The sequence below is a fragment of the Chondromyces crocatus genome (genome assembly GCF_001189295.1).
Lineage (GTDB): Bacteria > Myxococcota_A > Polyangia > Polyangiales > Polyangiaceae > Chondromyces > Chondromyces crocatus.
In genome coordinates this window covers 1,599,373-1,619,877 of the sequence record NZ_CP012159.1, presented here as the reverse complement: position 1 = coordinate 1,619,877, position 20,505 = coordinate 1,599,373, and the positions used below count along the sequence as shown (strand labels likewise).

Here is a 20,505-nt window from a genome sequence, read left to right as displayed (position 1 = left end):
GGTCAGTCGCCGCCCTCTCGCCCCTGTGTCGGCCCACCCAGCGGCGCCGCCTGAGCGACGGCATCGGAGAGATCGATGTCCGACGCGCGCGCCTCGCTCCGCCCCTCGGGGATCGGCGCCGGGACCGAGGAGGTCGAGCGCAAGCGGGCGTTGCGCTGCCCCTCCACCATGCGCAGGTAGAGCTTCGCGCTTTTGTTCTCGGGGTCGATGGAGAGCGCCTCACGCCACTCGACGACCGCCTGATCCGTCTGACCCAGAGAGAGGAACGTCACGCCGAGAAGCACACGGGCAGGAGCGAAGCGGGGATTGGCGTTGCGGGCCGCCTCGTAGCTCTCGCGAGCGAGCGCGAGGTTGCCCGTGTCCCGGTAGAGATTCCCGAGCCGGACCTGGAGGTCTGCGTACGTCGGACACAGCGCCACCGCCCGCTTGAGCTCTGCGACGGCCTCGGCTCGGCAGCCTGCGTCCAGGTAGGCCTGCGCGACGTCGGCGTGCATGTTGGCGATCTTGCCGCGCGCGAAAGGGTCCAGGACGCCTGGCTGGCCATCACTTCGCCGGATGCGTGCGTAGACGAGCCGCGCAGCGTCGTACTTGCCGAGATCGTTGTAGGTGACAGCCAGGTTCAGGAGGGCTTCGGTGTAGTTCGGATTCAGCTCAACGGCGCGTTCGAAGTGACGCTCCGCGCCCAGAAAATCTCCACGATCGTGCAGGATGACGGCGAGCATGTTGTGGACGTCGGCGTAATGATCGGTGTGCTCGAGGACCTGCCGGAGAGCCTTCTCCGCAAGCTCGTACTCGCGCCGGTCATAATGCTCCCTGCCCAGGATCAGAAGCTGCTTGAGCCGGTCATCCATGGCGCCGTAGCTTACGCGAGGGGGGCGAAGGTCGGCTCTGGTTTCCTCTCACGATCAAGCGCCGAGGGGTCCCAGGGAACGGCGGTTGCGGCCGGGCCCGCGCCTTGATAGGCACTTGCGGGTGCGGAACTCAGCATCTCCGCTTTCACGAGCGGGATCCGGTCCTGCCGACGCCGATGCCGACAGCTCGGCGCGGCAGATCGAGAACACGGACGAGGACGTCGCACCGCGCGCTCCTGGCTGGCAGCCGACCTCGGCGTCCGCAGGTCGTCGTATCGAGACGCCAACGGCCGCGCCGTCTGCGCCCGTGTCGCGCCCGTCGTTTGCAGGGAGGATGCTCGAAGGAGCAGGACCGCCTGCCTTCACACCAACGCCACGGACACCTGTAGGCGGACCCCAGACGTCGTCTGGACTCGGGCCGTCGTCACGTACGTCGTCGGGAGGGTCAGCAGGTCACGGTGGAGGGCACGGCTCCGACACCACGCCGGAGCCAAACCGCATCCCACCGCTGACGCGACCCGCTGCCGCCATGCACCTGTCGCCGCGCATGACGGCCATCTTTGGTGGGCTCTTCGGGCTCGCGACGGTCACGTCGGTCGTGGCGCTGTTGATCCAGGTCGTCCCCGTTCGCGACGAGCGGGCCCTCGTCGCCGATCACCTGAAGGACCTGTCGCTCCCTTCGAAGCCGAACGCCACCGCGCCGACGGCTCCCCCCAAGAAACAGCGCACGCCGGTTCCTGGCCCCTGGCGGATCAGCGAGCTCGCCAAGGACAGCTCGATGCTCATCGTGAGCGACACGATGGAGCGTCGCTCGTTCGTCGTGGCCCTCGGCGAGAAGGATGTACCGAAGGCGCAGGTCTACCGGATCCTCAAGGCCTTCGAAGGTGTCCGCAAGTTCGACAAGAGCGGGCGCAAAGATCGCTTCACGGTGGCGATGGACCGCGGCACGCGGAAGATTCGCGCCTTCGAATACGAGGTGACACCGAGCGAGGTGTTCCAGGCGCGTGAAGATGCGAACGGCATGCTCGCGGGCACGCAGCTCGACATGAAAATTGCCGAGGAAGAGGTGGTCGCCTCCTTCTACGTGGGCAAGGACCTGGCGGCGTCCTACCGGTACGCAGGCCTGGAAGACGGACTCCTCGACGTCATCGACGAGGCGCTCAACGGACGCGTCTCGACGGAGAGCTTCAAGGAGGGAGGCACGGTCCGCCTCATCCTCACCGAGGAAACGGCCCTCGGATTGTTCTCGAAATACAAGAAAGTCGTGGCGCTGGAGTACCGCCCCGTCGACCCGGAGGAGAAGCCAGTGCGCGCGTACTGGTTCACGGGTCAGGAGGCGAAGGGATACTTCGATGATCGCGGACGTCAGCCGCACTCGGGAGGATGGCGGCTTCCTGTTCCCGGGGCGCCGGTCACGTCGCACTTCAACCCGAAGCGGCTCCATCCGATCTTGAAGAAGCCCATGCCCCACACCGGCACCGATTTCGGTGCGCCTTCCGGCACGCCGATCTACGCAGCTTACCGGGGCGTGGTGGAGTTCATCGGGCCTGCAGGCCCCAGCGGGAACCTGGTGACGGTCAAGCACCCCAACGGCGTCACCACGGGGTACGCCCACATGTCCAAGTTCCTGCCCGGACTGAAGGTCGGGGACAAGGTGGGGACCCATCAACAGGTCGGTTATGTCGGAACGACGGGACGCTCGACGGGGCCTCACCTGCACTTCACCGCGAAGCGGGATGGGAAGTACTTCGACGCGTTGACGCTTCAAATGGACGGCGAAAGGCCTGTCCCGCCTGTCGACAAAGCAGCCTTTCTGGCGGCCAAAGAGGCGCTGGACAAACGGATCGACGCGATCCCACTGCCCGAGCCTCCGCCTGAAGCGCCTCCGCCCGAGCCGGCCAAGACAGGGGGAGGGAGCGAGCCTCCCTCGGACCAACCTGAAGGATCCCCGTCGGCGGCTGAGCCGACCGCGGAAGCAGCGCCGAACACGCCCTCTCCGCCGCCCGCTGGCCAGGATCCAGCAGCAGGAGATCCTGGGGACGCGACGGATGACGATGAAGGTGGCGAGATGATCAAAGGCGCCGACCTGAAAACGACCCCGAAGTGAGGCCCAGGTCCCCGATTCCTTTGGGCGCCCCACCACGTCGTCGTTTCAGGCCTGATCCACCTCGCCCTCACGCACATTGAGCACGTGCTGTCGCCTCGGTCCTCGCGCATGGGGGAGGAACCGAGAGGAGCGCCTCCGCTCAGTCGGTGAAGAGTCGCTCTGGCGGAAGAGTCCTCTCGACCTCTGTCGTCTCGCCGAGCCCAGTCGTGGCTGGTTCAGCGATGACCGGGAGACAAAACGTCAAAGCCGACCGCATGCAACGGTCGGCTCTGGAAGGACGAACTCGAGTCGCTCAGCGCTTCGAGTACTGGAAGCGCTTGCGTGCGCCCGGCTGACCGTACTTCTTGCGCTCCTTCTTGCGAGCATCTCGCGTCAGGAACCCAGCACGCTTCAGCGAGGAGCGACGCTCCGGATCGATTTCGCACAGTGCTCGGGCGATGCCGTGTCGCATCGCTTCGGCTTGGGCGCTGTGTCCCCCGCCGGCGACCGTCGCGGCGACGTCGTACTGGTCGATGAGCTCCAGGAGCTCCAACGACTGCCGCATGACCATCCGGTTGGTCTCACGGACGAAGTAGTCTTCCGCGGTGCGGGTGTTGACGGTGATGTTCCCGGTGCCGGGGACCAGAAAGACACGCGCGACGGCGGTCTTGCGCTTCCCGGTGGCGTACGTTCTCGAGTCAGCCATGGCTTCGCTCAGCTTGGGTGGGGGCAGAAGGGTTCAGCTACTGGTTGCTCTGCCCAGGCCAGGGCAGGGGCTGCGGCTGCTGCGCGGCGTGGGGATGGTCGGGGCCTCCGTAGACCTTCAGCTTGGTCAGGATTTCTCGACCCAGCGTGTTCTTGGGGAGCATTCCCTTGACTGCCTTGGTGATCGGCAGCTCGGGCTTGCGCTCCAGGACCAGCTCGTAGGGGACGGTGCGGAAGCCGCCCGGCTCGCCGCTGTGCCGCACGTACTGCTTCTGCTCGAGCTTGCGGCCCGTCAGAAGAACTTTCTGGGCATTGACGACAATGACGAAGTCACCGGTGTCCACGTGGGGCGTGAACGTGGGCTTGTCCTTGCCACGCAGCACCGTTGCAATGCGGCTGGCGAGACGGCCGAGAGGCTTACCCTCGGCGTCGATCACCCACCAGCGGCGCGCCGCGCGCGCCTCTGCGGGCTTGGCGGAGTAGGACTTGGGCTCGGGATTCATCGCGCGACAACTCCAGACGTCTGGGGGCTAGGGGCGCGGCGCTCCGCGCAAGGACCCCCTGGGTGGCCAGAAAGCAACGGCCGAAAAGGGGCGCCACTTGTACAAGCCAGGCTCCAGCCTGTCAAGGCCCGCCCAGGGGAGGGTGGAGTCATTTGACCTGGATCCTGCGGCTCGCGCGCGGGCATGCCGTCGGAAGTCCTCTTCATAGACGGGAAGGCGCGCCAATGCAGCAGGAGCAGGCGTTCAGCTCCCCCAGCACCATGACCCGTCCCCCCACAGGCTGGCTTCGACGGTTCGGTCTCGGGCTCTCTGTCTCGAGGCCGTCGAACGCCGCCTAGCCCCCCCTCTGGCGAAACAAGGACCTAGAGCCCTGCGACACGCCGCCCCCACTCGGGGTTGGAAGCGGTGCAAGGGCGGACTCGGAACTGGCGCTACCCGCGGGTGGGAAGCATCGCTCTCGACACGTCCATCACGCTGCCGCGATGGGAAGCCCCACCGGACCTGCCCGGAGGTAGCAATCTGCTCGCGTCAACGACCCGACGCTGCGCCCGCGCCACCCATCCCCCCACCGCCTGCTCCTCCCGCGCCGCCTGCTCCTCCAGCGTCCGGACACGTGGGATCGCAGCTCCCCATGCAACAGACATTCATCCCACTCGACCCGCATGGCGTGCCATCGGGAGCGGGTTCCACACCACAGGTATTCACATTGCACACGGCGACACGGCACGTCATCTGCGTCGTGCAGTGGCTGTCTTGGATGCACGCCACGCAGTTCCCTGCATGGCAGACTCGGTTGGAGGGACAGGAGTCGCCATCGGGTCGTGGCGTGAACGTGGGCGTCATCCCGACGCAGCTGTCTGCCGTGCACGGGTTGCCATCATCCGGGGTATCCTCAGGAGCCGCCACGACCACGGTCTGCCCCGCTCCGTTGCACTCTATCTTCCTGCAGTCCGTCGGACTGTCGTTGCTCACCGGCGTTCCGCTGGGCTTCGGGACGCCGACGCAGGCGAAATTCTCACAACGCGGCACCATGCACTCGTTCATCTGCTGGCACTGAGCATCGTCTCCACAACCGGTGCACGTACCGCTCACGCAACGAAGGCTCTGATCCACGCCGCACACGCTGCCATCGGCCTCGGCCACATGGAGCGGCACGCCGTTGACGCAGCTGTCGACCGTGCACTCGTTCCCGTCGTCGGGAACATCCTCGTCGTTCACCTTCGAGATCGGCACACCCGAGGAGCCACAGACCACGTCCTGGCAGTCACCGACGGGCGTCCCCATGACCGGCGTGCCCTCGGGGGCGAACGTCACACGGCACGTTCCGTCCACGCATTGGTAGGTTGCGCACGCCGTATCTGCGCTGCAGGTGCAGACGCCGCTTCCGCCAGCGCCCCCTGCTCCTCCGCCACCCGCCAGTCCCGTCGACGTGCTGCCGCCGAATGGGTTTGCAGTCCCATCCGTGTTCAGCGTGCAGCTCACCGCCACGCCGACAGCAGTGGCCAGGAGCATTCCCAAGAGAACCACGCGCATAATGCAAACGGTAGGCTGGTCACGTCAGCGTGACAACGAACTACCAGGCGCCCCCGGGCAGAACCTGACGTCCAGAACCAACGTCAGCGATCTGAACACCAGCGATGGCGGAGAGGGCGGGATTCGAACCCGCGGTACGTTGCCGTACACACGATTTCCAGTCGTGCACCTTCGACCACTCGGTCACCTCTCCAGAACACAGCACGCCAAACCCTGCTGGCTCCCCTTTCCGACACCACCTCCCTGGATCAGGGTCGCGGTGAGGAAGACGTGTGAACCAGCAGAAATTCGACTGCCGACGACGGCGGAGAGAGCGGGATTCGAACCCGCGGTACCCTTGCGGGTACACCTGATTTCGAATCAGGCACCTTCGGCCTCTCGGTCACCTCTCCGCGGCGCAACATGGCAAAGCGTCGTCGGCTGGTCAAGCTCCGCGTGACCTGGACGGCACGACGGTGTGATAAGCGGGGGTGTGCATCGACAGAGTCCCCTACGGATCGGCCTCGTCCTGGGCGCGACGCTCTGCTTCGCCAGCGCGGCGAGCGCCCAGGAAGAGCAGCCCATCACCCTGGAGTTGGGCGGCCGTCTGGGGGTCGCGGCCCGCGCCGACCAGCCCCCCGACTTCACCCTCGTCGACCCGGCGGGGCTCGACCTGGAGGTGGCCGCGTACATCGCTCCGCGCCCCGCGTTTTCGCTGGGGCTCGCGTTCCAGCACCTCGGACTGGGGCGCGAGCGCAGCGCTGCGTCCTCGTTCGGGCTCTTCGAGGTATCCCGTGACGTTCAAGCCCTGTGGGCGGCGCTACGACTCAATCTGGATTTCGCCGATCGAGCCGGGCTGGGCCTCGAGCTGGGACCCGGACTGGCCTGGCAAGGACTCGACGCCTCGGGTTTCCTGGGGCTGACCGATCGTCCCACGCGCTTCACGTGCTCCGCCGGCGGCAGCGCGAACCTGGGTCTGCGCGTCGGGGCCTCTGGCTGGGTCTCGGCCGGCGCTGGGTTCGCGCTCACCGCTGGCGTGGGAGCAGAAGCCCTGCAGCTGTCTTCGGACGTGCTCGATGGGTGCGCGAGCGGCGCTGGCAGCACGCTGATGCTCGGCATCCGGCTCGGGATCGCCTACCGGGTCGATGTGCGTCCCGCGGTCCACGGAGGTGGCGCCACCACGCCGACCAGGGTCACGTCGTCCGGTAGTTCGGCGCTTCCTCGGTGATGATGACGTCGTGCACGTGGCTCTCGCGGAGCCCCTGGGATGTGATCCGCACGAAGCGACCTTTTTGCCGTAGCTCCTCGATCGTGCGGCTCCCGCAGTAGCCCATGCCCGACCTCAGACCTCCGACGAGCTGGTAGAGGATCGACGTCAACGAGCCACGGTAAGGGACGCGCCCTTCGATTCCTTCCGGGACGAGCTTCTCGTCGGCCGCCCCGCCCTGACCGTAGCGATCTTTGGACCCTTTGCGCATGGCGCCCATCGACCCCATCCCTCGGTAGACCTTGTAGCTGCGGCCCTGGTAGAGCACGAGGTCACCAGGGGACTCGTCCGTACCGGCAAACAGCGAACCGATCATGACGCAGGACGCCCCCGCTGCGATCGCCTTGGTGACCTCGCCCGAGTACTTGATGCCTCCGTCTGCGATCACCGGAACGCCATGGCGATCGCCGGCACGCGCGCAGTCGCCGATTGCCGTGATCTGAGGGACGCCGACGCCTGCCACGACGCGGGTCGTGCAGATGCTGCCAGGCCCGATCCCCACCTTCACGGCGTCGGCGCCGGCGGCGATGAGCGCCTCGGTTCCCTCTGCCGTGGCGACGTTGCCAGCGATCACCTGCATCTCCGGGTAACGGCTCTTCACCCTTTGCACGACGTCGATGACGCCGCGGGAATGGCCGTGCGCCGTGTCCACGACGAGCACGTCCACGCCCGCCGAGACCAGCGCCTCTGCGCGCACATCACAGTCCACTCCTGGACCGATGGCGGCCCCGACACGCAGCCGTCCACCTGCATCTTTGCTGGCCTCGGGGTTCAAGTCGGCCTGGAGAAGATCCTTGATGGTGATCAGCCCGATCAACCGACCGCCCTCCACCACCAGCAGCTTCTCGATGCGATGGCGGTGAAGCAGCTCCTTCGCGCTGTCCTTCGGCACCCCCGGGGGCACCGTGACCAGCTCCTGGGTCATGAGGGCCTTCACGGGCTGGTCGAGGTTCTGCTCGAACCGGATGTCACGCGCCGTCAAGATCCCGACGGGTCGCTCTCCCTCCACCACGGGCACGCCGCTGATGTCGTGCTCCTTCATGATCGCCAGCGCGCTGCGAAGCGACTCGTCGGGCCCCACGGTGACTGGCTGCATGATCATCCCGCTCTCGGCCCGCTTCACCCGCTCGACCTCACGCGCCTGCAGCGCCGGCGACATGTTCTTGTGCAGGATGCCGATCCCTCCCGCCCGCGCCATGGCGATCGCCGTTCTGCCCTCGGTGACGGTATCCATGGCAGCGCTGAGGAGCGGGATGTTCAGCTCGATCTTCCTCGTCAGACGGGTGCGTACCCCCACCTCACCAGGAAGCACCTCGCTGTAAGCCGGAACGAGCAAAACGTCGTCGAACGTCAGACATTCACGGAGCTTGTCATCGAGCATGCCGCCCCTTAGCGCAGCGATGGAGCCGACGCCACGGGCGCTTCATCCTCTTCTGCGGCGCGCTGCTGCTGCTCCAGCACCGCCCGCGCCTCGGGCGACCCCGCCCGTGGCATACGGACCTCGAAGCGAGCGCCACCGAGCGGTGAGACGAGCACGTCGATGGTACCGCCATGATCCACGACGATCTTTTTGACGATGCTCAACCCGAGCCCGGTCCCGTCGCGACGGGTCGTGACGTACGGATCGAAGATCGCATCACGCAGGGCCGCGTCGATCCCGGGTCCATCGTCATCGACGTCGATGACGTAGCCCGTCCCCTCGGAGTGCGTGGAGACGCAGATCTGTCCCCATGATCCCTTGTTTGGAGCGGTGGTCTCGGAAGCACCGCCCTCGGAAGTAGCGCCCTCTGCCGCGCCGTCGGTAGCCCGCCCCTGTCGTGCATCGCGCAGCGCCTGCGCCGCATTTCGAACCATGTTCGTCAGCGCGCGGTGGAACATCTCCCTGTCCAGCAGCACCGGCATCGCCTCTCCTGGAAGGTTGAACTCCACATCCACGGCGCCGAGCCAACCAGCGCCATCATCGCTCCCTTCGGCCGTACTGGCTGCGTCGAGACGCTCGGCTTGCTCACGCAGAAAGGTCCCGAGGTCGACCTCCTCCAGTTCTGGCCGGGGCAACCGCGCGAAACTCGCGAACTCGCTCACCAGCCGTCGTAGCGAGCCGACCTCTTCCTCGACGACCTCCAGCGTCGTCTGGAGCACCCGCTCATAGCTGGCATCTCCACCTCGGTAGCGGCGATGGCACTCCTGCACGGCGAGCTGGATCGGCGTCAGCGGGTTCTTGATCTCGTGCGCGAGACGCCGCGCTACCTTCTGCCACTCGCTCATGCGACGCAAAAACTCCAGGCGTGTGCGACTCCGTTGAAGCTCTTCCAGCATGTGATCGAAAGAGCGACCCAGCTCCGCGATCTCATCCTCTCCGGCCAGGCCCACACGCACGGAGAGATCCCCTTCGGCGACGGGCTGCATCGCCTTCGTGAGCTGCCTCAGCTTGCGCACGGCCGGGCGCACCAGCAACACCCCGGCGACGACGGCGAGGACGATGGTGGAGCCAATCAGCACCGCAAAGGCTCTCAGGTACGTGCGATCCACGTACTCTTCGCGGTGGTCGCGCACGAGCTGGTTGTAGGCCTGGGAGAAGGCCTGCGCGGCCTCCAGCTCACCGAAGCGGGCGCTCGGTGTGGCGAAGGTCGCCGAGAGGAGCAGGACCTCCTCGGGCCGGTCGGCACACGCAGAAGGATCTCCAGGCGCAGCCCCCGATCGCTCCAGCGCGCGCCGCACGGTGAGCGTCTTCTCACGCTCGTGATCCACGGGGTTCTCTCGATCCCGGACGCCGCGGAGCACACCATCGCAGGTCTCCACGCGCAGCGAGACGAGCGCCGGGTGTCTGGAGAAAGCCGCCTCGAGTTCTGTCGCCAGCGACCCCGCCGCGCTGGAGAAAGCGCTCTGTCGCAGCCGCTCGACGGCGGCGATGGCGTCCGCTTCGGCCCGCATCCGCTGCTTGATGGCGGTTGCGAGATCGGCATAGACCTCGAGCCCTCGCTCGAGGTGCGCCCCGAACTCGGGCTGGTAAGCCGTCGCCGACAGGCGCGCAATGACGGCGCGCGCGGTGAGGATGCTGGCGACGAGAGGGATGAGCGCCGTCACCAGGATGGCGACGACGACGCGCCGCTCCGTCCTGCCCAGGATCCGCATGGCCGGGGAGGATACCCGGCACGAGCGGATCTGCAGAGTCGCTCTTCGCCGCTACTCCACCGTCACCGTCTTGGCGAGGTTCCTCGGCTGGTCCACGTCGTTGCCCTTCAGATGGGCCACGTAATAGGCGATGAGCTGCAACGGGAGCACCGTCAGGAGCGGCAGCACCTCGTCACGCACCTTGGGCAGCCACACCTGATACTGCGACTTCTCGAGGATCTGCTCGTCCCCCTTGGTGGCGATGGCGATCACCTGTCCCTCCCGGGCACGCACCTCCTCCAGGTTGGAGACCGTCTTGTCGAAATGCGCGTCACGCGGGCAGATCACCACCACCGGCAAGGTCTCGTCGATGAGTGCGATGGGGCCGTGCTTCATCTCGCCTGCCGCGTAGCCCTCGGCGTGGGCGTACGAGATCTCCTTGAGCTTGAGCGCTCCCTCCAGCGCGATCGGGAAGCCCAGCCCGCGGCCGAGGAAGAGCACGTCCTTGGCGTGCGTCATCTTCTTGGCGATGGCGTGCACGTAGTCCGCGTCCCCGAGCACATCACGCATCTGGTTGGGAATCTCCCAGAGCGCTTGCAGCGTCTCGCGGGCGCGCCCCTCGTCGAGCGTTCCGCGACGTCGCCCCAGGTAAACCGCGAGCATCAGCAACGCCGCGAGCTGCGTGGTGAAGCATTTCGTCGAGGCGACGCCGATCTCCGGCCCGGCGTGGGTATAGAGCGCGCCATCTGAAGCGCGGGGGATGGCACTGTCGACCACATTGCAGAGCGCCAGCACCTTGGCCCCCTGCGCCTTCGCCGCCTTGAGCGCCGCGATCGTGTCGGCCGTCTCGCCGGACTGGCTGATGGCGATCACCAGATCGTCCGGATAGAAGATCGGGTCGCGGTACCGGACCTCGCTGGCGAGCTCGACCACCGTCGGCACCCTGGCGAGCTGCTCGATCCAGTATCGCCCTGCAATCCCTGCATGGTGGCTCGTGCCGCAGGCCGTGATGTATACCCGCCGGATCTCGCGAGCGAGCTCCGGGGACACGCCTATCTCGGTCGCATGAACATCACCGTTCACGAGATCGACCCGACCGCGCAGCGTCGCCTCGACGACGTCCGGCTGCTCGTGGATCTCCTTCAGCATGAAGTGCTTGTAGCCCCCACGCTCCGCCATCACAGGACTCCAGTCGATGCGGCGCACCTTGCGCTGCACTTCCTCGCCCGTGACCGTTTCGATGCGGATGCCCGTCGCACGAAGCTCGGCCACGTCGCCATCCTCGAGGAAGATCATGTCCCGTGTATGGGCCAGCAGCGCGGGGATATCGCTCCCGCACAGCGACTCCCCCTCGCACACGCCGAGCACCAGGGGAGATCCGTAGCGTGCGACCACCACCACGTCCGGCTCCTCTCGGCTCGCCACGGCGATGGCATAGGCGCCGTGAACATGGCCGAGGGCACGCTGAACGGCCTTGAAGAGCGGCTTCGCTCCTCGCGTCAGCTCACGATGCACCAGATGGGCCATGACCTCGGTGTCCGTGTCGGACGAGAACTTCACGCCCTCCTTCTCGAGCTCCTGCCGCAGCGCGACGTAGTTCTCGATGATGCCGTTGTGCACGAGCGCGACGACGCCCGAGGAGTGAGGATGGGCATTCACCTCGCTCGGTCTGCCGTGTGTAGCCCACCGCGTGTGGCCGATGCCCGTGGTTCCCTCGAGCGTACGCTTCTCCAGCAACTCACTGAGTCGGGCCAGCTTGCCAAGCGCCCGCACGATCTCGATGCCGTTCCCATCATGAATGGCGATGCCGGCAGAGTCATACCCGCGGTACTCCAGCTTCCGGAGTCCCTCGACGATGATCGGCGCCGCCTTCTTGGATCCTACGTACCCGACGATCCCGCACATGAGCTGCCTCACCTCTGGCCTGCGGAGCTGCCCGCCGCCTAAGACTCCAAGGTTACTGCGCCGGGGCGGGGCGGAAAGGAAATCTCTTCTCGAGCGCCCCCTCGCCGGTCGTGGATGAGGGTCCCCCGTTCCGGGCGTTGATGAGATGTCACGCGGAGCCACTCCGTGTCTCGTTCTGCACCGCTTCCCCTTGCACCAGGCATCTCCTATGAGGACCGCCCGCTCCGTTTCTCTGCTTTTCGCGCTCCTCGGGGGAGTCACCGGCTGCTCGGACCCGAGCCACTCCATCCCCCCCACCGCCGTCGCTCGGCCCGGCATCGCCGACGTCGCCCCTGCCGACGTCGCCTTCTCGCTCTGCCGTGCTCGCGCCGCTTCGGTCCGCAGTGAACCCGACCAGGGGGGCGCCCCGGCGTTCGAGGAACGACGCACCACCATCCTCGGCACGGCGCGCGGAGAACCCCTGGTCCTGGTTCGAGAGCCTCGACCGACGCCCGACGAGGTGCTCACGCCCGCACAGCAGGCGTCGCGACGAGCCTTCGAGGGTTCTCCGCGAGGCAAGCGCGTGACGCTGCTGAAATCCAGGCATCGCGGGGACCCTGCGGGTCTCCGGGCCCTCCTGCTGCGGGACGGCTACGTCTACACGAGCGAACCACAGGATGCCCTGGCGATGGTCACCGCCTTGAGTCTCCCCGAGCTGTTCGACGAGCCCGAAGTCTGGCTGCTTCGCGGCAAGCACAAGCACCGGCTCCGCCGTGTCGTCGAGGGTCGGACCCCGCGCACCATCACCACGTACCGCCATGCAGAAGGCACGCTCGCAGGTCGACGCGCCGAACTCCTCTTTGGCGATCGGCTGGCCCTGACCGAGGACGGACTGGGGTCACCGCTCCATCGCGATCTGCGCTCGCTCGCCGAGGACATCGGGCTCGATCGGGTCAGCGTGCTGCACCGTACGGAACACGCGCTCGTCGTCGAGCTCCGCGTCACGCCACAACCCCCCCTCGAAGCCGCTCCTGTCCACCTGGAGGCCGTGCTCGCATCCGATGGTGCAGCGCTACGGCTCGACTGTGTCCTCGGAGATGCGGACCAGCGCGCCCTCCTGACGGAAGCGCAACGAGCCACCGCCTGGAAACGCCGCGCGCTCATGCAGATGCGCGCCACCGTCGACGCTCTGGTGGAAGAGGGAAACCGTTTCGATCGTCCTCTGGGCGAAGAAGGGCCGGATCGCGATGGACAGCTCCGGCCTGTCTGGATGAGCGCCTACCTGCGAGGACTGAGCAGCTTCCGTGTCGATGAGGTCAGCTATCCCGTGTTCGATCCTGCCGGCAAACCCTGGCCCCCCCAGGTCTGCGTCGACTTCGTGCTCGATACGTACGAGCGCGCCGCCGGCACGTGGTTCACAGGGCAAGGCATGCGGGCTGCGCGCGTCCGAGGCCAGCTCGACTTCGACGACACGGGCATCCCCAACCGACGCGGCGTCCTCCCGCTCGGAGATTTTGCAGCGACTCGCCCTGATCTTTTCGAGGTGCGGCGCTTCCAGCGAGAGGAGCGTGTCCCATTCGGTGAGCGCAGGAAATTCTTCCAGTTCCTCGCCGAACGCGCCGACGATTTCAAGCCCGGTGACATCGTCGCCATCCACGGACTGAAGCGGGACGAGCGGATTCACCAGCATGCCCTCCTGGTGGAGTGGAGCGACCCCGTGACCGGCTTTCCGGCGGGTCTCGCCGATCAGATGAAGCGTCCACGCCGAAGGACCTGGGAAGGCATCATGGCCGAGGCGCCCAAGCGAAGCCTCTACTACCGCGTCCGACCCAGCCCCGAGCTGCTCCGCAAGCTGGACCCCGAGCCCCGCTGAGGTCCGGAGGCACCGCACGACCGCGCAGGCGTCCGGATGATCAGCATCCGTCGAGAACTACCGCCCCCGCTTCAAGCCCCCTTCGACCAGGTCGCGCAGCGCGCCGCGCGGCTCCGCCCAGCGCGTCCTCATTCGGGGCGCCCCTGTTCATCCCGCTGGTCCCGAGCACGCTCGTCATGGTACCGCGCCCTTTCATGGGTCAGGCCGACCTGTTCGCGAAGCGGACGTTCACCGAGGAGACCGAGCAGATCACGGGGGGTGCGATCACCTGGCAAGAGTCCCCTGAGCTGAGGCTCGGCAAGATGCAGAGCGACGGCTTGCTCTTCGTGCACCAGACGGAGCTTTTGACGCACCTGCCTGCCCCTTGGCCGGAAGCGCGACGTCACGAAGAGATCCTGACCGAACTGAAGCTGGCTGCCGAGACGCTGGACCGGAGGGCCGTGGAGAGAGCCCTGCTGCGACGGCAGATGAGACAGGTGCAGCGCGTCGAGCAGGAGAACCCGTCCTGGTTGGGTCACGAGCCCCTCTGGCTCATCGCCCCCTATCTCCCGGAGTGGCTCGGTCGCGCCTACGTGCCGGCTCGTCTGGGGCCGGGTTGTTACCGCGTCGATCCCTTCGGCACGGACTTCCTGTGGATCGCCGCCAACGAGCTCCCCCTGCAGGACGAGCTGGTCCCCTTCTTGATCGCTCGCTCGGGAGAGGCGCTGGACGAATTCGGAAGATGGGTCGTGCGGCGCCGACCTCGGGAGTGGGTGCTCGCCATGCTAAAGTACCTGGCGATGTCGACGAGCGTGCGCGAAGAACTCCTGCTGGATCTGGCCAGACCCGAGGAGGATCCAGAACTCTCCGCGCGACAACGACACATCGTGGAGGTCCTCCTCGCAACGAACAGCGAACTCCGGGAGCAGCTCCTCGCTCAGAGCGCCACCCGAGGGTGCGTCGAGGGGAGGCAGCAGGAAGCCCGAGCAGCACTTCGCTGCGTGCTGACGAGCCGGAAGATCCCCCTGGAAGTCACGGACGAAGCACGTATCGACGCCTGTTCCGACCTCGAAGCGCTGCGGCGCTGGCTCGAGCAGGCTCTCACAGCGTCCAGCGCACGCGAAGCGCTGTCCTGACGCGCGCGCATCGGGGACGGCTGCAGCGAAGCCTGAGCACAGAGGTTTCGAGGCCACCGACGACGGCATGGTGCTCGAGGACGCAGCATGCGCTGCGCAAGCCTCAGACAGCCTCCAACCACCGTTTCGAGAGCGCCATGGTCCGGTTGTTCTCGGGCACGGCTTCCAGGAACCTGCGCCGCCAGGTCTCGTCCGCGATCAACGCCGCTCGCTCCAGCAACCGCCATCGCGCCGCCGAGATCGCCTCGAGCGCGGCCCGCTCTTGCCCACAAGCTCGCTGCGCCTCCGCATACACCAGGCGGACCAGTGCTTCTCCCTCGTCGAGCCCACCGAGATCGGTGAGCGTCTGCATGGCCTCGGTGGCGGGGCCCAGCGCTTCGCCCGCGCGCGCTTGCCACAGCCTCGTCTGCGCCAGCACGGCAAGCGCGGTGCAACGCGCTGGAAGCGACGCGTCGCAGACCTGCACGGCGTGCTTCGCCTCCCGCTCCGCCTCCTCCAGCTCACCGAGGCGCAGCAGCACCAGTGCCAACGTGCAGCGAGCCCCCACCTCCGTCCAGACGTGACCGCGCACGAGCCCAGCCTCGATCGCTTCCTCTTCCAGCGCCCTCGCTTCCGCAAGTTCCCCCTGGTGGAGCAGGGCGATGCCGAGGTTGTGCTTGATCCAGGTCACGAGCTGGTAGAGCCCCATCCTCTCGCCTTCGGGGAGAGCGCGACGCAGCTCTGCCTCGGCCTCCGGGTAGCTTCCCAGGCAGAGGCGCGCGACGGCGTGGTTCACCCGGGTGGTGATCGCATTGCGCGTATCCCCCGCCTGCTCGAACAGCGCAGAACTCTCCGCGAAGGCCATGGCGCTCGCCGCGACATCGCCTGCAAACAACGCCCGGACGCCCACCACTGCCGCGAGCTGACCGGCCACGTGCGGATCGGCATGCGCCTCACGCGGCGCGGCTTCGAGCATCGCGACCAGCGGTGCGGCGGCGTCGGCAAGCCCAGCCCGCAGGAGAATCTGCGCCACCCGGGCCAGGACCGCTACATCCGTCGCCTCCAGCTCCGTGGGCACGGCGCGGCGGAGATCCTCGGCGATCGCGATCAGATCATCACGAGCGCCGCGGCTCAGCGCCGACGCAGCTGCCTCGGCAGCAGCGCTGAGCCACGCAGAGCTACCACGTGGCAGAAGCTGCCGCGCCTCTTCACCGCATCGCCCCCCTTCGCTGACGTCACCACGCCAGTGATGAGCCTCGGCTTGCAGCCGACGCGCCGCCCCCCGAAGCTCCTTGCTGGCGCCGCAAGATACCGAGCGCTCGGCACGCGCGATCGCCGCATCCAGATCGTTCGCCTGCATGGCCTGCTCTGCCGCTTGCAGGAAGAAGGTTGCTGCACGAGCCGGCTCTTCACCACGCTCGAAATGCTCGGCCAGCGCCATGGCATCGTGCGCATCCGCAGCGACGAGCCACTCACCGGCGAGCCGATGACCCGTGCTGCGGTCGCGATCGGTGAGCATCTGGTAGGCCGCCTCGCGCACGAGACCATGCCGGAACCGGTACTCCTCCTCCCCCTGAAAGGCGCTCGAAGGCTGCGGCGCGATCAGCTCGCGCTCGCTGAGCGAGGCGAGCCAACCGTCCACCCCTGCCGCCGCGCCACGCCCACCGAGGAGCGCGCGAACGCCACCCTTCCAGAAGACCTGCCCGAACACCGCCGCAGCGCGCATGACCCGCCGCGCTTCCGCTGGCAGCTCGGACAGGCGCGCTTGCACCATCGCCAGCACCGTCGCAGGCAGCTCCCCCGTCCGCCCCTCGGCCACCGCGCGGATCAGCTCCTCGAGGTAGAACGCATTCCCTGCCGCCTGGTTGACCAACCGGTCCACCAGCTCCTCGGGCACCTCGTCCCCCAGCGCGAGCCGCACCAGACGCACGCTCGCGCGACGCGACAGCTCGTCGAGTCGGATCTCCTGCGCCATCAGATCGGCGACCAGACGAGGGAAAAGCGCGTGAGCATCCGGCCGCGAGAGACAGAGCACGAACAGCGGACGCTCCCGTGCGAGCCGCAGCGCCGCCGCGATCAGCTGGATCGAGGGCAGGTCCCCCCAGTGGAGATCCTCGAACACCACCACCACGGGCTGTGCCGCGCTCTCTGCCGCGATGAACTCCTCGAAGGCCCGACGCATCTGGTCGGCACGGAGCATCGCGTCGCGTCGGACGGCTGCGAGGTGAGGCCGACCTTCCTCGGAGAACGGGGTCCCCGCGATCTCGCCGAGCAGCTCTGCGATCCGCTGCGCCTCCTCGCCAGAGAACGTGCGCGCCACCCGCGCTCGGATGCGCTGACAGCGCACAGCGAGCGGCTCCCCCCCCCGCAACCCGGCCGCACGCTGGATGATCTGCGCGGCCATCCCCAGCGGAGAGCCTGCACTCATCGGGTCTCCCCGCGCGATCCAGATCTCCGGACTGCCAGGTGGCCGGTTCGCCGAGACCGACGTGGTCGACAGGGGAGCCGCGTCATCGGGCCGGATCTCCCGGAGAAGCTCCTGCCCGAGGCGGGATTTTCCGACCCCTGCCTCTGCCGTGATCAGCACGGCCCGCGCTCGAGGATCGCTCACGCACTCCTCGTAGAAGCCGCGAAGCACGGAGATGTCCCGCTCTCGACCGACGCACGGCAACGTCTTGCCGAGCAAGGTGCGCCCGACCTCGAGCTCCGCCTCTCGCACCCCCCGCAGGATCAACCCGGCCGCGTCCGTGCTGACGTCGAAGCGCGCGTCGAGCAAGCCCGCGGTGACCTCGTCGAGGCGCACCGCGCTCAGCGCGATCATCGGCGATCGACTCGATGCCCCTCGCTCGTGGGCACGTAGCAGCCCGACAGCGCGATCGATCGCCTCGCCCACCGGCACGGCGCCTTCGAGCACGCCCCGCCCCGTCGCCACGGCGACCGGCGCCGTCGGCAAGGTCTCCCGCATGGCGAGCGCGCAGCGGGCCGCGCGCGTGGCCTGATCGGTGGCGCTGCCCTCACCCGAGAGCGTCGCCACGGCGCCCCGATCGGCGACGCGCTCCAGCCGCGCACCGAAGGGCTGAACGGCCGCCCAGAGCCGCTCGAAGGGCGCGTTCACCTCAAGCTCGGTCAACGTCCGCTGATCGGCGCGCTCGACGGCAGACCCTTCGGCGCCGACCACGATCACGCTCACGAACCGCTGCTCACCTGCCGTGAGAGAAGGCTGGATCGTCCAGCGAGGCCGCTGTGATGGGGTTCCCTCCCCCGCCTCCTCCAGCAGCGCCGCGACCCGCGCGCCGTCATCCGGTCGATCGGCGGGGTCCTTCGCCAGCATCGCGGAGACGAGATCGTCCAGCGAGAGCGGCACGTCGTCTCGAAAGTGGCTGGGGCGGGGCGGCTCTTCGATGAGCACCTTCACCAGGATCGCCATCACGTGCTCACCCGCGAAGGGACGACGCCCCGTCAGGCACTCGAACAGCACACAGCCGAGCCCGTAGACGTCCGCACGCGCATCCACCTCTCGGAAGCCGCGCGCTTGCTCCGGGGCCATGTAGCCCAGCGTCCCGACGAGCCCTCCTCCCCCCGTGACCGAGATCATCGTGTGCGCGACGTGCGCCACGCCGAAGTCCAGGATCTTCACGCGCCCCGGATCCCCATCGACGAGGAACAGGTTGCCGGGCTTGATGTCGCGGTGAACGACCCCACGGGCGTGCGCCTCCGCCAGCGCCTCGGCGACGCGCCGACCCAGCACGATCGCCTCGGCGACCGACAGCTGCCCGCGCCCGAGCCGACGCTCCAGGTCCTCGCCGTCGAGCCACTCCATCGCGAGGAAGGGGAGCTCTCCCTCGGTGAGGCCGTGCGCCACATAACGGACGATGCCTGGATGCCTGAGCTCGGCGAGCACCTGGGCTTCGCGCGCGAAGCGCGCCGCATGTTCCGGTGGCCCGGGTTGCAGGATCTTCAGTGCCACCAACCGGCCGCTGTACCGCTCTCGAGCGCGGTAGACCGCGCCCATACCGCCAGCACCGGCGAGCTGCTCCAGCTCGAAACGGTCGGCGACGACATCCCCGGGACGCACGGGCGGCAGTATTGCAGAGGAGGCGGTGAGATCGACAGAGCCACTGCACCTACAGCGAGCCCCGATGCACATTTCATCGAACGACGATCGATGCCGCCCTTTCTCGTGCACGCCGTGATGGTCGACCTCGCTACCTTGCCGCGCCACGCTGGTCGCATGCACGTGGGTCGACTCGCCCTCGACGGCTCCCTGCGAGCACCTTCACCACCCATCTGACCGCCGCGCAGAGCGGGCGAGTTCCTCCTCGAGCAGCCCTCTCATCGCCGGCGTCGATCATGCGCTGAAGGCGGCGCTCGACGCCCCTCGTGACCCCCTTTCTCGTCGGTCTCGCGATCCAGCCGTGCACCGCGAAGGGAAGGGGATCAGATCACTCTCCAGCAGGCCGCGCGGTCCCTCATCACGGTGGTGAGTGGCCGCAAGTCTGGCCCCACCCGCGTGTCACCTCCCCCTTGGCCCTCGCGGTTTGCTTGCCCTCGCGTGAACGTGTGAGCCGCAGATCCTGTCCAGCCCGTTCATGAACGAGGCGGGCGATCTTGCACGCGGGGCTCGGTGAGAGGGGTCGAGGGGCTCGGCCGAGATGGCAGGAGCGACCACGCCGACGTGGATGATCGGCCTCGTCGACCCCGGCGTGACATCGATCCCCCCGTTCAGCACCTGTGCGCCTGGACCTGGGCTTTGCCAGGCGCGACGCCACGAGGTCCGCTGGTCGATCGGACTCGCGTTCGACGAGCCAGAGCGACCCGTCGCAGCGAACCTCGCCGAGCGGCTCGTGTCGTCGACATCAGCAGTTCGTGAGAACACGGACAGGTCGACTCATTGGCCGACGGAGTGATCGACCGACGTGGCCGTGACCACGTTCGGAGAATCGAGGAGCTCGGACCAGCCGCGGGGACGCTGGCTCAGTAACGATCGCGGTCGCGATCGCGGCCGCCACGGCCACCACCACCACCGCCGTAGCCACCGCCGCCACCGCCACGGCCACCACGGCCACCACGACCGCCGCCGCCGCCGCCGCCGCCGCCACCGTAGCCGCCGCCGCCGCCACCACCGTAGCCGCCGCCGCCGCCGCCACCGTAGCCGCCGCCACCGCCACCGCCACTGTAGCCACCGCCGCCACCGCCTCGGGGCGTCCGCTCCTCCGCCTCATTGACGCGAAGCGGGCGTCCCTCGAAGAGGGCGCCGTTCATTTGCTCGATCGCCTGCTGCGCCTCAGCAGGGCTCCCCATCGTCACGAACCCAAAGCCACGCGACTGGCCGCTCTCGCGATCCATGACGATGTGGACATCAGTCACCTCACCGGAGGCAGCGAACGCTTCGCCCAGGCTGGTCTTGGTAGCAGAGTACGGGAGATTGCCGACGTAGAGACGAGTACCCATCGAACCGAGTGTCCCGCGGCTCCACCTGCTTGCGCGCTACCTGCGCGCCGTAACGCCCTCCCGTTCGATGGAGCCGCGAGGACCGAACAGGAGGACGGCGCCGGAGAGAAGCCTCCTGATGCGCCACACGCTGCGTCGCCCAGTTCCCGATCAAGCGGCGATCCCCCA

13 protein-coding genes and 2 tRNA genes are annotated in these 20,505 nt (G+C 67.7%); 4 read left to right on the top strand and 11 right to left on the bottom strand.

Features of this window, described 5'->3' with window-relative positions; genetic code table 11:
* Window positions 1–2 precede the first annotated feature (2 nt).
* On the bottom strand, window positions 3–851 hold the full coding sequence (locus tag CMC5_RS06035; protein ID WP_082362273.1) for a tetratricopeptide repeat protein: 849 nt from the start codon (window positions 849–851) through the stop codon (window positions 3–5).
* Between the two features lie 547 nt (window positions 852–1,398).
* Here CMC5_RS06035 and CMC5_RS06030 point away from each other — a divergent pair.
* Window positions 1,399–2,958: a M23 family metallopeptidase gene (locus tag CMC5_RS06030; RefSeq protein WP_245678322.1), complete on the top strand. Its 1,560-nt coding sequence runs from the start codon at window positions 1,399–1,401 to the stop codon at window positions 2,956–2,958.
* A 292-nt stretch (window positions 2,959–3,250) separates the two neighbouring features.
* Here the strand turns inward: CMC5_RS06030 and rpsI are convergent, their stop codons facing one another.
* From rpsI to CMC5_RS06005, 5 genes are all read right to left on the bottom strand, one after another.
* A complete protein-coding gene (gene rpsI, locus CMC5_RS06025) occupies window positions 3,251–3,643 on the bottom strand; it encodes a 30S ribosomal protein S9 (protein WP_050429512.1) in 393 nt (130 codons plus the stop codon).
* A 37-nt stretch (window positions 3,644–3,680) separates the two neighbouring features.
* The gene (gene rplM, locus CMC5_RS06020; RefSeq protein ID WP_050429511.1) at window positions 3,681–4,145 is read right to left on the bottom strand and encodes a 50S ribosomal protein L13; all 465 of its coding nucleotides are present in this window, start codon (window positions 4,143–4,145) and stop codon (window positions 3,681–3,683) included.
* A gap of 528 nt (window positions 4,146–4,673) precedes the next feature.
* Entirely contained in the window at window positions 4,674–5,672 is a 999-nt protein-coding gene (locus CMC5_RS46375; RefSeq protein ID WP_179955511.1) for a hypothetical protein, read from the bottom strand.
* Window positions 5,673–5,783: 111 nt separating this feature from the next.
* Window positions 5,784–5,871: transfer RNA gene (locus CMC5_RS06010), tRNA-Ser, on the bottom strand.
* Window positions 5,872–5,983: 112 nt separating this feature from the next.
* Window positions 5,984–6,070: transfer RNA gene (locus CMC5_RS06005), tRNA-Ser, on the bottom strand.
* A gap of 80 nt (window positions 6,071–6,150) precedes the next feature.
* Between CMC5_RS06005 and CMC5_RS06000 the strand changes: the two genes are divergently transcribed.
* A complete protein-coding gene (locus tag CMC5_RS06000; RefSeq protein ID WP_050429509.1) occupies window positions 6,151–6,885 on the top strand; it encodes a hypothetical protein in 735 nt (244 codons plus the stop codon).
* Here the strand turns inward: CMC5_RS06000 and guaB are convergent.
* The 3 genes from guaB to glmS are packed head-to-tail and all read right to left on the bottom strand — an operon-like array spanning window position 6,851 to window position 11,940.
* On the bottom strand, window positions 6,851–8,305 hold the full coding sequence (gene guaB, locus CMC5_RS05995) for an IMP dehydrogenase (protein ID WP_050429508.1): 1,455 nt from the start codon (window positions 8,303–8,305) through the stop codon (window positions 6,851–6,853). The genes CMC5_RS06000 and guaB overlap by 35 nt on opposite strands.
* A gap of 8 nt (window positions 8,306–8,313) precedes the next feature.
* Complete coding sequence (locus tag CMC5_RS05990; RefSeq protein ID WP_050429507.1) at window positions 8,314–10,056, bottom strand: sensor histidine kinase; 1,743 nt, start codon at window positions 10,054–10,056, stop codon at window positions 8,314–8,316.
* 51 nt (window positions 10,057–10,107) lie between these two features.
* Complete coding sequence (glmS, locus tag CMC5_RS05985; protein ID WP_050429506.1) at window positions 10,108–11,940, bottom strand: glutamine--fructose-6-phosphate transaminase (isomerizing); 1,833 nt, start codon at window positions 11,938–11,940, stop codon at window positions 10,108–10,110.
* 208 nt (window positions 11,941–12,148) lie between these two features.
* Between glmS and CMC5_RS05980 the strand changes: the two genes are divergently transcribed.
* Together CMC5_RS05980 and CMC5_RS05975 are read left to right on the top strand one after the other, a co-directional pair.
* Entirely contained in the window at window positions 12,149–13,792 is a 1,644-nt protein-coding gene (locus tag CMC5_RS05980; RefSeq protein WP_050429505.1) for a hypothetical protein, read from the top strand.
* A 176-nt stretch (window positions 13,793–13,968) separates the two neighbouring features.
* Window positions 13,969–14,907: a hypothetical protein gene (locus tag CMC5_RS05975; RefSeq protein WP_245678321.1), complete on the top strand. Its 939-nt coding sequence runs from the start codon at window positions 13,969–13,971 to the stop codon at window positions 14,905–14,907.
* Between the two features lie 103 nt (window positions 14,908–15,010).
* On the opposite strand, the gene CMC5_RS05970 is transcribed toward CMC5_RS05975, so the two are convergent.
* Both CMC5_RS05970 and CMC5_RS48345 read right to left on the bottom strand, forming a co-directional pair.
* Window positions 15,011–18,961 carry a serine/threonine-protein kinase gene (locus CMC5_RS05970; RefSeq protein ID WP_050429503.1) on the bottom strand — a complete coding sequence of 1,317 codons (3,951 nt, stop codon included), beginning with the start codon at window positions 18,959–18,961 and terminating at the stop codon, window positions 15,011–15,013.
* 899 nt (window positions 18,962–19,860) lie between these two features.
* The gene (locus tag CMC5_RS48345) at window positions 19,861–20,337 is read right to left on the bottom strand and encodes an RNA recognition motif domain-containing protein (protein ID WP_050429501.1); all 477 of its coding nucleotides are present in this window, start codon (window positions 20,335–20,337) and stop codon (window positions 19,861–19,863) included.
* Window positions 20,338–20,505 lie beyond the last annotated feature (168 nt).